Here is a 14,994-nt window from a genome sequence, read left to right as displayed (position 1 = left end):
GGCCTCAACCAGCGCCACCACCTATAACCTGGCCGCGGCCGAAGACTGGACCGCCGGAGCGGCGGCCGGGGTCACCGACGCCGATCTGACCGGCAACGGCATCACCACCGGCAATGTCGCGGTACCTACCATTACCTCCGCCACTTATGCCAATAACACAGGCGTACTGGTAGTGACTGGCGCCAATTTTTTGAAAAAGGCAGGGGCTACCAACGACATTGATGCTTCCAAATTGACTTTTACCGGTGAAGGCGGCGCGACCTATACCCTGACCGATACCTCGAACGTCGAAATTACCTCCGGCACCGCGTTCACGATTACCTTGAGCGCGACCGACAAAGCCGCGATCAACCAGATGCTCAACAAAAACGGCACGGCCTCAACCAGCGCCACCACCTATAACCTGGCTGCGGCCGAAGACTGGACCGCCGGAGCGGCGGCCGGGGTCACCGATGTGGATGCCACTAACGGCATTACCGTCAGCAACGTGGCGGTACCGGCCATTACCTCGTCCACCTACGATGTCACCACCGGCGCATTGGTGGTGACCGGCACCGGCTTTCTGAAATTGAATGGCGCGACCAATGATATTGTCGCCAACAAATTCACCTTTACCGGCGAAGGCGGAGTGACTTATACCTTGACCGATACCTCAAACGTCGAGATTACCTCCGGCACCGCCTTTACCATCACCTTGAGCGCCACCGACAAGGCGGCGATCAACCAGATGATCAACAAAAACGGCACTTCGTCGACCGGCGCAACAACCTATAACCTCGCCGCCGCCGAAGACTGGACCGCCGGAGCGGCTGCCGGGGTCACCGATGTGGATGGCACTAACGGCATCACCGCCAGCAACGTGGCGGTTCCGGCCATTACCTCGTCCACCTATGATGCTTCCACCGGCGCGTTGGTGGTGACCGGCACCGGCTTCCTGAAATTGACTGGCGCGACCAATGATATTGTCGCCAACAAATTCACCTTTACCGGCGAAGGCGGAGTGACTTATACCTTGACCGATACCTCAAACGTCGAGATTACCTCCGGTACCGCCTTTACCATCACCTTGAGCGCCACCGACAAGGCGGCCATCAACCAGATGATCAACAAAAACGGCACGGCGTCGACCGGCGCAACAACCTATAACCTCGCCGCTGCCGAAGACTGGACAGCCGGAGCGGCTGCCGGTGTCACCGATGCGGACCTGACCGGCAACGGCATCACCGCCGGCAATGTCGCGGTACCTACCATTACCTCCGCTACTTATGCCAATAACACAGGCGTACTGGTAGTGACTGGCGCCAATTTTTTGAAAAAGGCAGGGGCTACCAACGACATTGATGCTTCCAAATTGACTTTTACCGGTCAGGGTGGAGCTACTTACACCTTAACAGGCACTGCAAGCGTTGAAATCACCTCGGCTACTGAGTTTACGCTGACGCTGACGGGCGCGGACAAGACCGGTGTCAACGCCTTGTTCAACAAGACCGGTCTCAACGCTAACGATAACACGGTCTACAATCTGGCCGCCGCAGAAGACTGGGCCGCAGGCGCGGATGCAGCGGTGGTAGTAGCCGACCTCACCAACAATGGCATTACGGTGACGGCCAACGTAGCGCCCACCGCCAGCAATGGCGCAATAACCGTCAATGAAGATACAAGCTATACCTTCGTGGCGGGTGACTTCAATTTCAGCGATGTGGATCCCGGCAATGTCTTGACTCAGGTGCAGATTACCTCGCTGCCGTCCACCGGCACTCTGGCTCTGAATGGGACAGCAGTTACCGCCAACCAGGTAATAACCAAGGCTGATATTGACGCAGGTAAGCTTACTATCAGAGGCGCGACAGACGCTTTCGGTACCGCGAATACCAGCGTCCAGTTCAAGGTTCACGACGGAACGGAGTACAGCAGTACGTCTTATACCGAAACCGTGAATATCACCGCAGTCAATGATGCTCCCTCGTTTACCAAGGGCGCAGATCAGACCGTTAATGAAGATGCCGGAGCGCAAACGGTGAATGGCTGGGCGACGGGGCTCAGCAAAGGCCCTGCCAACGAAGCTGACCAAACCTTGAGCTTTACTACCACCAATAACAACAACGCTTTGTTTAGCGTACAGCCGACTATCGACAGCAACGGCAACTTGACTTACACCCCGGCGGCCAATGCCAACGGTACGGCGACAGTCACGGTGTCGATCAAGGATAGCGGCGGAACGGCTAATGGCGGTGTCGATACCAGCATCACTCAAACCTTTACCATTACGGTGAACCCGGTTAACGATTTACCTACCGGCACGGTAACTATCAGCGGAACGCCCTCTGTTGGAATCACCCTGTCTGCCGCCAACACGCTGGCAGATGTTGACGGCTTGGGCACGATCAGTTATCAGTGGCAAGCTGACGGTGTCGATATCCCCGGCGGCACAGGCCGAAGCTTTACTCTGACAGACGCTCAGGCAGGCAAAAAAATCACTGTAGTCGTCAGTTACTCTGACGCGCAAGGTGGTGCGGAAAGTGTAGCCAGCGTGGCAACGGCTCAAGTAGAGGCTTTAGCACCTATCAACCTCACGCAACAAACCGGAAATGGGGATGACAAGCCCAGTTCGGATACCGGCACGGGCAATAACACCAATACCAATGCCAATACAGGTAACAACACGGGTACGGGTAATAACTCCGGCACCGGCAATAGTATCGGCGCTGACAGGAACAACAATGCGAGTGATACGCATGGTTCGGAAAACAGCGGCACGAATACCAATAGCTTCGGTGATAACAGCTCGGGCAATAACAACAACAGCAATTCCGGTTCCAGTCCTAACCAGACCATCGTTGTGGATATGAAGCTGACTGTCGATTCGCACGGAAACGGTACATCCGGCGGCACCATTAACCTGCCGTCCAACGTCTTTGCCGGGTTGAACACGTTCGGGACGATAACGATTACCGGCACGCAGTCTAGCGGGCAAAGTTTGCCGTCGTTTATCAGTGTTAATCCCAGTACCGGCGCTGTTACGGTAAAAGAGGGCGCTGTGGTAACTAGTCCGATAACGGTGAAGGTCACTATCAGGGATGCTCAAGGCAAGCAGGTGGTGGTTTTAGTCAAGGTGCAGCCGCAGAAAAATCAAGGTCGAGGTCAGGGTCAGGGTCAGGGTCAGGGTCAGGGTCAGGGTCAAGGTGAACAGCCCGATGATGGCAATGGAGATAATTCGCAGGAACAGGGAAGAGGGCAAAACCGGCAAAGCCAACTGGAGCAGACCGATAAGCAACTGGCTCACGCTGGCAGGCCCGGCCTGACTCAGCAGTTGCAAATGGTGGGCAGTAAAGGCTTTGAGCTTCAGCGGCAAACATTGCTGGATAGTCTGGCAAGCCTGGTTGGCGAGGATAAGGATGCCGCCTGAGATATACTATAAAAAACGGGAGCTTAAATAACGCATACCTTTCGCGTAAGGGCAGCCGGTCGGTTGGTCCCTTATCGAGGGTATGTTTTAACCTGATGGCAGTAAAACAAGGCGGAGAGAACCGCCTGTAATTCTTTCAACATAATATTAATAAAAAATCATCATTATGAACTATCCAGCCCCTCAGTTTATCGCCGGTCTTTCCGGTATTGTTTTGTTAGCCGGTTGCGCCATCATGCCGGAACCCATTACTCAAGTTGAACAAAAGACATCGCTTGATGCCGATAAACAGGTCATTTTTGCTAAACAGGAACCTATTGTAGGGCCACTTAGCGTCTATGACGCGATGGCCAGAGCGCTAAAATACAACCTTAATCATCGCGTCAAGATGATGGAGCATGCCGTGGCCGACGGGCAGTCCGATTTGGCAAAATACAGTTTATTGCCCGACCTGATTGCTTCGGCGGGTTATCGGGGACGCGATAATTTCAGCGCTTCCAGCAGCCGTTCAACCTCTACCGGCCGCCAGTCGCTGGAAACATCGACCTCTCAAGACCGGTCGCGCAAGGTTTACGATTTTACCTTCAGCTGGAACGTGCTGGATTTCGGTGTCAGCTACTTCCAGGCCAAGCAGGATGCCAACCGGGTTCTGGTTGCCGAAGAAAGCCGTCGTAAAACCGCTCAATTATTGATGCAGGATGTGCGCACCGCATTTTGGCGCATGGCCGGTACCCAGCAACTCGAAGGCGAAATTGATAAAATCCTGGGTAGCGCCAGACAAGCGTTGAAGGACGCCCAAGGCATTGAAAGCGAACGACTGGCCGCACCGCTGGCGATACTGCAATATCAAAAAGATCTGCTGGAAATCATTCGCAAACTGGAGGAACTCTCGGAAACGCTCCGTCTTGCCAAAACCGAACTGGCTTCTTTGCTGGGCGTATCGCCCAGCCAGAAATTTCAGTTGAAATTGCCTGAAAATAGCGCGCTACAAGCGCCGGAATTTTCATTGGCGATCGACAAAATGGAAGAAATGGCGCTGCAATTGCGCCCTGAATTGCGGGAAGAAATCTACAATAACCGTATTACGACGGAAGAGACCCATAAAGCCATGTTGCGCTTACTGCCCGGTATTGAATTCAAGACCGGTTATAACCATGACAGCAACTCTTATCTGTTAAACAACAACTGGCTGGAGTTAAGCGGCATCATCAGCCAGAACTTGATGGAGTTGATCTCGGCCCCAGCGCGTTTTAGCCAGATAGACGCACAGGAAAAGTTAGGGGACACTCGCCGGTTATCGGTTTACATGGCGGTGTTGACGCAGGTTCACTTGTCTTATCAGCAGTTTTTAGTGGCGGACCAGCAGTACAAGCGCACCTTGGAACTGGACGGCATCAACCAGAAAATTTCAAAACATATCACTACAGATGCGGAGAATGACGCCAAAACCGAGTTGGAACGTATCCGTGCGACGACCAATGCGCTGATGTCGCGGTTACAAACGCTTGAAGCCTATGCCAGTATTCAAAGTTCGCTGGGCAGGGTTTATGTCTCGCTGGGCCTTGATCCTTTGCCGGTCTTTATTGAAAATTACGACATTAATACCCTGGCGAGTTCGATTGAAGCAGTGGATAAAAACTGGCAAGCAGGGCGGTTCCCGTCGGCAACTAAACCGGAAGCAGACAAGTTATCGGCTGTTGACTCTGTGGTTAAGAAAAATTAGTCCTGTTTTAGGGCACAACCGAGTAGGTCGGGTTAGCGCAGCGTAACCCGACATTTGCCGCTTCAAGGTGTCGGGTTACGTTGCGCTAACCCGGCCTACCTGGCTTTTCAGATACAACCCTCAGCAAACAACCAAGACTTATTATGCGTACTTTTTTAAGATTGCTCATCTGCGCCACCGGTTTTAGCGTTTTCAACACAGCCTATGCCGCCGAGTCGGCTGAAATTCGCGCTCAACTTAATGCCCAGCATTCTTCTATTTTATCCAGTGAAATGGCGGCAAAAATTATTCAACTCAATGTTCAGGAAGGAGAGCGATTTAAGCAAGGAGATTTGCTGGTTGCTTTCAATTGTGCCGAACAGCAGGCGCAATTGAAAAAAGCGCAGGCTGTTGTACAAGCCGCCGAAAAAACCTATGAGGTTAATTCGCGTTTGACCAAGCTCAATTCGATGAGTCCGCTGGAGCTTGAAATGGCGGCTGCCGAAGTCGCTAAGGCCAAAGCCGATATTGCTTTGATGGGAGCGGTGTTACAAAAATGCGCGATTGCCGCGCCTTTTTCGGGGCGCGTGGCCGAGCGGATGGTGCAGCGTTATCAATATGTTAAAGCCGGCGATCCGATTCTGGATATTCTGGATGATAGCCAGCTTGAAGTCACTGTGCTGGTGCCGTCAAGTTGGCTGAAGTGGTTGAAGCCGGGCTACGAGTTTAAGGTTTTTCTTGAAGAAACGCAGCGCGAATATCCGGCAAAGGTCAAGATGCTGGGCGCGCGTATCGATGCGGTCAGCCAATCCATTAAAATTACCGGAGTCATTACCGGTAAGGCTGATGATCTTCTTGCCGGTATGAGCGGTCGCGCCATTTTTCCAGCTGCTGCGACTGCCAAGGACGGCGGAAGTGTCGCAAGCGGTATGGAACCGATGCGACCGACTGCCAAGGACGGCGGAAGTGTCGCAACCGGTACGGAACCGACTGCCAAGCATGACTGAGACGATGGCCGCGTCCCAGCGGCAGCTGACGGCGCTGGCGACGCTGCTGCAACTGGAAAAATCCTTCCGTAACGCCGATACCGCTGAGGCGCTGGCCTATACGCTGGTTAACGACAGCCGCGGCCTGATTGAATTCCGTCAGGCGGCGTTATGGCAAATAGACGGTGCGCAAGTGGTTGCAGTCTCCGGTCTGGCTGTCGTCGACGCTAATGCTCCCTATATAAGCTGGCTGAAACAGCTGTCCAAACAGTTGTCTGCGGATACTTCTGGAGCCATTCGCCCCTTAACAGCGGGAGACCTGAAAGGCGATTGTGCCGATGACTGGCCGCAATGGTTGCCTGCCCATGCGGTATGGCTGCCGGTATCGGCCTATGGCGCCACGCCGCAAGCCGGACTGTTGCTGGCTAGGGAGTCTGCCTGGACGGGGGGGGAGCTGTATTTACTGGAGCATGTGGCGGACACCTTCGGCCATGCCTGGGCGGCGTTGTCGCCCAAGCCGCCTTTCTGGAAACAGGACTGGCTGACTAAAAAACGCCTGATGATCAGCCTGGCTATGCTGTTTTGTCTGTTATGGGTTCCGGTGCGGCAGACGGCGTTGGCTCCGGCCAGCGTTATTCCGGCTCATCCGACTATAATCAGGGCCGCTATTGACGGTGTTGTCGATCGGTTTTATGTACAGCCCAATGATCAGGTGACCAAAGACCAGCCGTTGTTAAGCCTTGAAGAAGAGACCATCAAAAATAAGTTGACCGTGACCCGCAAGGCTTTGGCGGTTGCCGAAGCCGAATATCGTAAAACCGCGCAGCAGGCAATGTTCGATATGGACAGTAAAGCGCAGGTCAATATTCTTAAAAGCCGAACCGAACAGCAGGAAGCCGAGGTACGCAGCATGGAAGATTGGCTGGCGCGTATCGACATTAAAGCGCCTCATGCCGGTATAGCGGTGTTCTCCGATGTTAACGACTGGATAGGCAAGCCGGTTACCGTCGGCGAACGCATCTTGATGGTTGCCGATCCCGCCGATGTCGAGTTGGAAGTGCAGTTGCCGATTGCCGATGCGATTAATCTGGAGCCCGATTCCAAGGTGCAGTTTTTTTTAAATGTCGATCCGACCACGCCGGTTTCGGCAGTCCTTTATTTTTCCGCCTATCAAGCTGAGGTTACGCCTGACGAGGCCTTGGCTTATCGTTTGAAAGCGCGGTTCAAGCAAGCGGACGTATTGCCCAGAATCGGCCTGAAAGGGACGGCCAAGGTCTTCGGTTCGCGCGTTCCTTTTGTTTATTACGTGTTAAGAAGACCTTTGGCGGCATTGAGACAATGGATGGGAATGTAATTAACCTGCCGCCGTTGCGTGAAGAGCTGGATTTGTTTCCAGGGCCTTGCGCTTTCGACGGTTCCCCCACCTGGACGCTTTATGACCCGGTCAATCAGCACTTCTACCGTATCGGACAATTTGAAAACGAGATTCTGGCGCATTGGGAGTTAAGTTCACCCGAGGCCATCAGCGAACAAGTATCGCAGTACGGATTGTTCACCGTCAGCGTTGACGATATTCTACAGTTATTGCAGTTTTTAGCCGGTCATAACCTGCTCCAGGTCAGGGGCAAAGAGGCGGTGCAGCGCCTGGTCGGTCAAGCCAAGGCGGCGCATCATAACTGGTTTGTCTGGCTGATACACCATTACCTGTTTTTTAAAATTCCGCTGATCCGCCCGGATCGCTTGCTGGCGCTTACCTATCCGGCGCTGCGTTGGATCTATCGGCCGATGGTGCTGTACGTGCTGATGGCGCTGGTGCTGGTTAATCTGTATTTGCTGATCGATCGCTGGGACATGTTCAGCCGAACTTTCCTGCATTTTTTTTCGACTGAGGGTTTTGTGTATTATGCCGTTGCGCTGACCTTGACCAAAACTCTGCATGAATTGGGGCACGCCTACACCGCGCATCGTTACGGTTGCCGGGTTTCCGCGATGGGCGTGGCTTTTCTGGTGATGATGCCGGTGTTGTATACCGATGCCAGCGAGGCATGGAAATTGACCTCGCGGCGGCAACGGCTGGCGATTGGTTTCGGCGGTATTGCCGCCGAATTGGGGCTGGCCGTTTTGTGTACCTCGCTGTGGCATTTTTTGCCCGACGGTCCATTGCGCAGCAGCGTATTTCTGATGGCGACAACCACCTGGATCATGACGCTGTTTATCAATCTAAACCCGCTAATGCGTTTTGACGGCTATTTCTTACTGTCGGATTATTGGGGCATTGAGAACCTGCAAAACAGAGCATTTGCGCTGGGACGCTGGCAACTGCGGCGGATCTTGTTCGGTTTTTTCGATGAAGCGCCGGAGCGGTTTCCTCCGCATACGCAACGACTGCTGTTGATTTATGCCTGGGGTACCTGGATTTATCGCTTTTTCCTGTTTCTGGGGATCGCCTTGCTGGTGTATCACTATTTCTTTAAATTACTCGGCCTGTTTTTAATGATGGTCGAAGTCGGCTGGTTTATCATGCTCCCTATCGTCAAAGAAATTAAGCACTGGATTGAACGCCGGCAACACATGGAATGGAATCGCAATACGCTGACGACCTTGTCGGCAGTCCTGATCGCAATCGGCATTTTGTTTATTCCCTGGCAGAGCCGCATTGAAGCGCCCGGCCTGTTGAAAATAGCCGCCCATACCGAGCTTTTTATGCCGTTGCCCGCTAAGCTGGATAAGATTTTGGTCGTAAAAGGCGAAGCCGTTAAGTCAGGGCAAGCGCTGGTTCAATTCAGCTCTCCCGACCTTGAATCAAAACTTGAGCAAAGCAAAATAAAGATTGATTCATTGCGCTGGGAACAGTCTTTTCATGGACAGGAAAGAAGCCTGAGTGACCGGCATCTGGTGGTAATGAGCGAACTGGAAAGCGCGCTCAGCGAGTATGACGGCCTGATGGATGAGCGTAAACGCTTGACCGTTGTGGCGCCTTTCGACGGTGAAATCATCGAAATAAACGATCAATTGAACGTCGGGGAATGGATCGCCAAAGATGAGCCACTGTTAACGGTGGGGCAATTTAATGCTTACCTGATAGAAGCCTTTTTGGCCGAGGATCATCTGGGGCAGATTCAACCCGGCGCTAAAGCGGACTTTTATCCCGAGCAACTGGATTGGCCGGGTATGCCGTGCCGGATTGTACGGATCGACAATGCCGCAGCGATGCAGTTGCCGCCGGTTTTCACTTCCCGTTACAACGGAAGCATTGCCATTCGGGGTAACAACAAGGAAGTGTTGGTTCCCGAAACATCGGTTTACCGGGTCTGGCTTCAGCCCATGGAAACCGGTGAGCCTATCCATCGAGCCATCAAGGGTAATGTACTGATTGATGGAAAGCCCGAAAGCGTGGCCTCGTTTTTATGGCGACAAGTTGCAGCCGTCTTGATCAGGGAGTCCGGTTTTTAGGTGTATAGCACAGGGGGGCACCGCTGTTGGTGTTGCCTGGCAATGCCTGTTGTCGAGGGGGTAAAGCGTGTTTTTAACTGTCACTAAAATAGTAGACGGTATATAATCCTACGGTTTTATTCAATCATTTACTAAATTCATACCGGAAAAAAACATGCTGGGTAAGTTGGTTAGATTAGTTATAGGGAGCCGTAATGACAGGCTGATAAAGAAGAAAAGGTCGTTGGTCAAAAAGATCAATGCTCTGGCTTCTGACTACGAAAAGTTGTCTGATGATGCGTTAAAAGCAAAAACGCAGGAATTTCGTGATCGCCTGGCGCAAGGTGAAAAACTGGACAATCTGCTTCCAGAAGCGTTTGCGACAGTCAGGGAAGCGTCGACCAGAGTCTTCGGTATGCGCCATTTCGATGTGCAATTGATCGGCGGCATGATACTTCATGACGGCAAAATCTCCGAAATGAAAACCGGTGAGGGTAAAACCCTGATGGCGACCTTGGCGGCCTATTTGAACGCCTTGCCGGGACGCGGCGTACACGTTGTTACGGTTAACGACTACTTGGCCAAGCGCGATTCCGAATGGATGGGCAGGCTTTACGGTTTTCTAGGCTTGACGACCGGCGTGATTATCAGCCAGATGGACAGCGACGCACGGCGCGAAGCTTATGCGTCAGACATCACTTACGGCACCAATAACGAATTCGGTTTCGATTATCTGCGCGACAATATGGCTTTTAGCCTGGAGCAGAAAGTCCAGAGGGATTTAAGTTTTGCTATTGTCGATGAGGTGGATTCGATCCTGATCGATGAGGCGAGAACGCCGCTGATTATTTCAGGGCCTACCGAAGAAAGTACAGAAATATATATTAAGGTCAACAAGATCATTCCTTTCCTGACCAAGCAGGAAAAAGAAGGCGAGCCGGGCGATTATTCGGTCGATGAAAAAGTTCGCCAGTTGTACCTGACCGAAGAAGGCCATGAGCGTGTTGAAAACTTGATGGTCGAACATGGCCTGATGGCGGAAGGCAGCAGCTTGTATGACGCGACCAATATTCGCCTGATGCATTATCTGACGGCTTCATTGCGTGGTCATGTTTTATTCAAAAAAGACGTTGATTATATCGTCGCCAATAATGAAGTGATTATCGTCGACGAGTTTACCGGCCGGATCATGCCGGGACGGCGTTGGTCGGAAGGCTTGCATCAGGCTATTGAAGCCAAAGAGCACGCGACCATTCAAAATGAAAACCAGACGCTGGCATCGATTACTTTCCAGAACTATTTCCGTTTATACGAAAAACTGTCCGGCATGACCGGTACTGCGGATACCGAAGCGTTCGAACTGAACAAGATTTACGGCCTTGAAGTGGTCGTCATTCCTACGCATCGCAACATGATTCGTAAGGATTTGGGTGATGTGGTCTTCCTGACCACCGACGAGAAATATGTCGCCGTTGCCGATGATATTAAAGAGTGCGTTAGCCGTGGACAGCCGGTGTTGGTGGGAACTACGTCGATTGAAAACTCCGAGCGGCTATCCGCGTTATTGAACAAGCAGGGCATTAAACACGAAGTGCTTAATGCCAAACAACACGAACGCGAAGCCCATATCATTGAACAGGCCGGTATGCCGGGAGCGGTTACTATCGCGACCAACATGGCCGGACGGGGTACCGATATTGTGCTCGGCGGTAATCTAGAAGCGGAATTGGCGGCGCTGGGCGAAGATGTCGGCGAGGCCGATAGGGAACGAGTCCGTGGTGCGTGGCTAGACAGGCACGAGCAAGTCATCGCTACCGGCGGTTTGCATGTGATTGGTTCCGAGCGTCATGAATCGCGCCGTATCGACAATCAGTTAAGAGGCCGCTCGGGTCGTCAGGGCGATCCCGGATCAACCCGGTTCTACCTGTCGCTGCAAGATGATTTAATGCGTATCTTTGCATCGGATCGCGTTGCAAGTTTAATGCAGAAATTAGGCATGGGTAATGGTGAAGCCATTGAGCATCCTTGGGTAACCCGCTCGATTGAAAGCGCTCAGCGCAAGGTTGAAGGGCGCAATTTCGATGTGCGTAAAGAAATTCTTGCTTATGACGATGTGGCCAATGATCAACGCAAGGTTGTCTATGCGCAGCGTAATGAGCTGATGGCGGCCGAGGAAATATCCGACATTATCACTGCGATACGTGAAGATGTGGTCAATAATGTGATTACCCAGTATATCCCGCCAAAAACCATGGTTGAGCAGTGGGATACCAAAGGTCTGGAAGAACATTTGCATCAGGAATTTAACGTTGAAATTCCTGTGCGTAAGATGCTGTCCGAAGACCACTCGCTGCAGGAAGAGTCTTTACGTAAGCGTATTATCGAAATTCTGGAACAAAACCATAAAGACAAAGAACAGCAGATGTCCAAGGAAGTGTTACGGCATTTTGAGAAATCAGTGATGCTGCAAGTGCTGGATAACAGCTGGAAAGAGCATCTGGCGGCGATGGACTACTTGCGTCAGGGCATCCATTTTAGAGGTTATGCGCAAAAAGATCCCAAACAGGAATACAAGCGTGAAGCGTTTGAAATGTTTACTAACCTGCTTGAGCATATCAAGTATGAAGTGATAGGGATTCTGTTTAAAGTTCAGGTCAGGCAGGAAGAAGACGTTCATGCTATTGATGAGCAAATGCAGGCGCCCAGGGAAATGCATTTTGAGCATGCACAGGCACCCGCTTTGGATGCTTACGAAGAGTCGTTACTTGCACCTGCTGAACAGGAAGAAGGCGCTACTGCAGAACAGCCATTTATCAGAGATGGCAATAAAGTGGGTCGTAATGATCCGTGTCCTTGCGGTTCAGGCAAGAAATTTAAGCAGTGTCACGGTCAGTTAAGCTGATTTGATGGGTAGGAGCGGGTTCTAAACTCGCTCCGTGTACTCTTTCAAAACAGATTTTCAGTAGGTTTCTCATCAGACTGACCGGCATCAGTTGCCGAGTCGCCGGATGCGAATCTGGTCGGTACACGGTCCGCTTGGAAGTACTCCCATATCCCGCCTTTATTTGTGGCCGCTGTTAACAGACCTGTCTCAGGACTTATAAACGCTTTGACTATGCCCTCCGGCATTTCAAGAGGGGTTTCCGGGGTGTCTTTTAGGGCTACCCGCATAAACTCTATCCACATCGGTAATGCGGCTACGCCGCCCGTTTCAGAATTCCCCAGCGGCGAAAAGTCGTCAAAGCCGATCCATGCGGTAGCGACATTCGACTGCGTATAGCCATTAAACCAGGCATCCCTTTGTTCATTCGTGGTTCCTGTTTTTCCGGCAAGATCTTGTCTGCCCAGTATTTTAGCGCCTGTTGCCGTGCCGTGTTGAACGACATCTCTTAATAACGAATTCATCAGAAAACAAATTTGCGGCGTAATAATCCGGGGGGCGTAGTTGCGGTTTAATTCCTGGCTACTGTCGCAGGTAGGGCAAGCAATTTTAGGTTTGGCCTGATAAATAATTTCGCCCTCGTTGGATTCAATGCGTTCAATAAAATAGGGTTTGACCAGGAAGCCGCCGTTGGCAAATGTGGCATAAACCCGTGCCATTTGCAGCGGGGTTGCATAACCGCTGCCCAATGCCAAAGAGAGGGTCTTGGGTATTTGTTCTTCGGTAAAGCCGAAGCGCAATGCCGTTGCGACGGCTTTTTCAACGCCCATTTCCTTCAATAAGCGTATCGAGATGATGTTTCTTGAATGGGTTATCGCCGATCTGATGCTGGTAGGGCCATAGAATTTCTTGTTGTAGTTTTCCGGTCGCCACTCGTTTTCCTGGCCTGGGTTGTCGATGACAATGGGGGCATCGTTAATAAGGCTGGCGGCGGTGTAGCCTTGTTCCAGGGCGGTGGTGTAAATGATAGGTTTAAAGCCGGATCCCGGCTGTCTTTTTGATTGGGTCGCGCGGTTGTATTTATTGCGGTAAAAATCGAAACCGCCGGTTAACGCCAAAATGGCGCCATTGACCGGATTTAACGAAACAAATGCTCCCTCTGCTTCCGGTACTTGCGTTAAAGCCCAGGTATTATTGGGCAGTTGGCGAACACGGATAATTTCGCCAGTTCTTAGGGTCGTGTTACCGGCCCATTTACTATTTTCCCACGGTATTTCAATGAGGAGAGTGCTGTCTTGAAGTTTGGCTGTTACGAGATTATTTTTTACGCGCAGAACAATGGCGGGCAATGTATCGCCGATGACAGGGAGTTCGCCTACAGGAAGTTGGCGAGGGGCGTGAGCAGGACTGAAATCACTGGTTTTGTTAATGCGTGAGTGACGATATCCGTGGCGTTCATCATAGGCATGCAAGGTATCGGTAAGCGCCTGGTTTGCCGTTGTTTGCAGCGTTCCGTTTATTGTTGTATAGACCTTGAATCCAGAGGTGTAGGCTTGCTCGCCATAGAGCTCGAAAATTTTTTGTCGCACCATTTCGGCTAAATAAAGCGCTGAAATCTCAGGTGTGACCGATTGCAGCTTTGCGGTAGAGGGTTGCCGGGATGCATCCGCATATTCTTGCTGTGTAATGTGGTTAAGCTCAAGCATGCGGTGCAAGACATAATTGCGCCTTTCTATTGCGCGAGCTTGATTAGTGATGGGGTTATATATAGAAGGTGCTTTAGGCAAACCGGCAATCATGGCGTGTTCGGCCAAACTCAGCTCGGATAAGGATTTGCCGTAATAGACCTGAGCGGCTGCGGCAACACCATAGGCTCTGTGTCCCATGAAAATCTGGTTTAAATAAAGTTCCATGATTTTGTTTTTCGGGTATTCATGCTCTATTTTTAATGCCAGCATGATTTCCTTTAGCTTACGGGTGTAAGTTTTTTCGTTGCTAAGCAGGAAGTTACGGGTAACCTGCATGGTGATAGTGCTGCCGCCCTGTTTTTTCTTGCCGGTTAAGGCGAGTTGCAGGCCTGCTCGTATCAGGCCTTTAAAGTCGACGCCGGGGTGTTCGTAAAAACTGTCATCTTCTGCGGCAATGAAGGCATTAATGAGTTGTTGGGGGACTTCTTCTATATTAACCGGTGTCCGTTTCTTCTCGCCGAATTGAGCAATCAGCAGGTTATCTTTGCTGTAAATACTTAAAGGCGTCTGGTATTGAACATTATGCAGGGTCTTAACATCAGGCAGGTCGGCTGAAAGCTTGTTGTATAAAAAATAGCCTGAAGTTGCTGAGCCCAACGTTATGGTCGTAAAAAAAATAGCAAACCATTTTAGAATTTGTCCGCTTAATGTTTTTTTAGCCACAAGTGATCCTGGGAAACAGTACGATAGAGATAAAAATCTAGGCTTTAAGAATAACAGATACGTTTTTTGTTAAATGTCGGCTGGAATATTCCCTCTGGAGATAAAAACAGCTGGTTGAGCAAATAAATTGAACATTTTAAGCATCAAAATAAAAAAGGCTACTATACTTTCGCCAG

The 14,994-nt window shown here is 51.3% G+C and carries 7 protein-coding genes; 6 read left to right on the top strand and 1 reads right to left on the bottom strand.

Annotated features, from left to right (window positions below):
• The 6 genes from METTU_RS22225 to secA form a co-directional block, all read left to right on the top strand.
• Positions 1-3,406: beta strand repeat-containing protein (locus tag METTU_RS22225; RefSeq protein ID WP_217182788.1), on the top strand; the 3,406-nt coding region annotated here is incomplete at its 5' end.
• 166 nt (positions 3,407-3,572) lie between these two features.
• Positions 3,573-5,129: a TolC family protein gene (locus METTU_RS05200; RefSeq protein ID WP_006890261.1), complete on the top strand. Its 1,557-nt coding sequence runs from the start codon at positions 3,573-3,575 to the stop codon at positions 5,127-5,129.
• 143 nt (positions 5,130-5,272) lie between these two features.
• Complete coding sequence (locus METTU_RS23580) at positions 5,273-6,115, top strand: efflux RND transporter periplasmic adaptor subunit (protein ID WP_006890260.1); 843 nt, start codon at positions 5,273-5,275, stop codon at positions 6,113-6,115.
• Positions 6,108-7,448 (top strand): efflux RND transporter periplasmic adaptor subunit, encoded by a 1,341-nt coding sequence (locus METTU_RS05190; protein ID WP_040579630.1) that lies wholly within the window; start codon positions 6,108-6,110, stop codon positions 7,446-7,448. The genes METTU_RS23580 and METTU_RS05190 overlap by 8 nt, the downstream gene beginning before the upstream one ends.
• Positions 7,433-9,547, top strand: a complete 2,115-nt coding sequence (locus tag METTU_RS05185) for a site-2 protease family protein (protein ID WP_006890258.1) — start codon at positions 7,433-7,435, stop codon at positions 9,545-9,547. The genes METTU_RS05190 and METTU_RS05185 overlap by 16 nt, the downstream gene beginning before the upstream one ends.
• Positions 9,548-9,701: 154 nt before the next feature.
• Complete coding sequence (secA, locus tag METTU_RS05180) at positions 9,702-12,428, top strand: preprotein translocase subunit SecA (protein WP_006890257.1); 2,727 nt, start codon at positions 9,702-9,704, stop codon at positions 12,426-12,428.
• Positions 12,429-12,472: 44 nt separating this feature from the next.
• Here the strand turns inward: secA and METTU_RS05175 are convergent, their stop codons facing one another.
• The gene (locus METTU_RS05175; protein ID WP_006890256.1) at positions 12,473-14,818 is read right to left on the bottom strand and encodes a penicillin-binding protein 1A; all 2,346 of its coding nucleotides are present in this window, start codon (positions 14,816-14,818) and stop codon (positions 12,473-12,475) included.
• Positions 14,819-14,994: the final 176 nt, after the last annotated feature.

The organism is Methylobacter tundripaludum SV96 (genome assembly GCF_000190755.2).
GTDB classification, from domain to species: Bacteria; Pseudomonadota; Gammaproteobacteria; order Methylococcales; family Methylomonadaceae; genus Methylobacter_A; species Methylobacter_A tundripaludum.
This window is presented reverse-complemented; position numbering and strand designations above follow the sequence as displayed.

What these genes read in the sequence shown, in the direction of transcription:
- METTU_RS05190 (WP_040579630.1), top strand. Translation starts at nt 6,108, where the DNA reads ATGACTGAGACGATGGCCGCGTCCCAGCGGCAGCTGACGGCGCTGGCG.
- METTU_RS23580 (WP_006890260.1), top strand. Translation starts at nt 5,273, where the DNA reads ATGCGTACTTTTTTAAGATTGCTCATCTGCGCCACCGGTTTTAGCGTT.
- METTU_RS05185 (WP_006890258.1), top strand. Translation starts at nt 7,433, where the DNA reads ATGGATGGGAATGTAATTAACCTGCCGCCGTTGCGTGAAGAGCTGGAT.
- secA (WP_006890257.1), top strand. Translation starts at nt 9,702, where the DNA reads ATGCTGGGTAAGTTGGTTAGATTAGTTATAGGGAGCCGTAATGACAGG.
- METTU_RS05200 (WP_006890261.1), top strand. Translation starts at nt 3,573, where the DNA reads ATGAACTATCCAGCCCCTCAGTTTATCGCCGGTCTTTCCGGTATTGTT.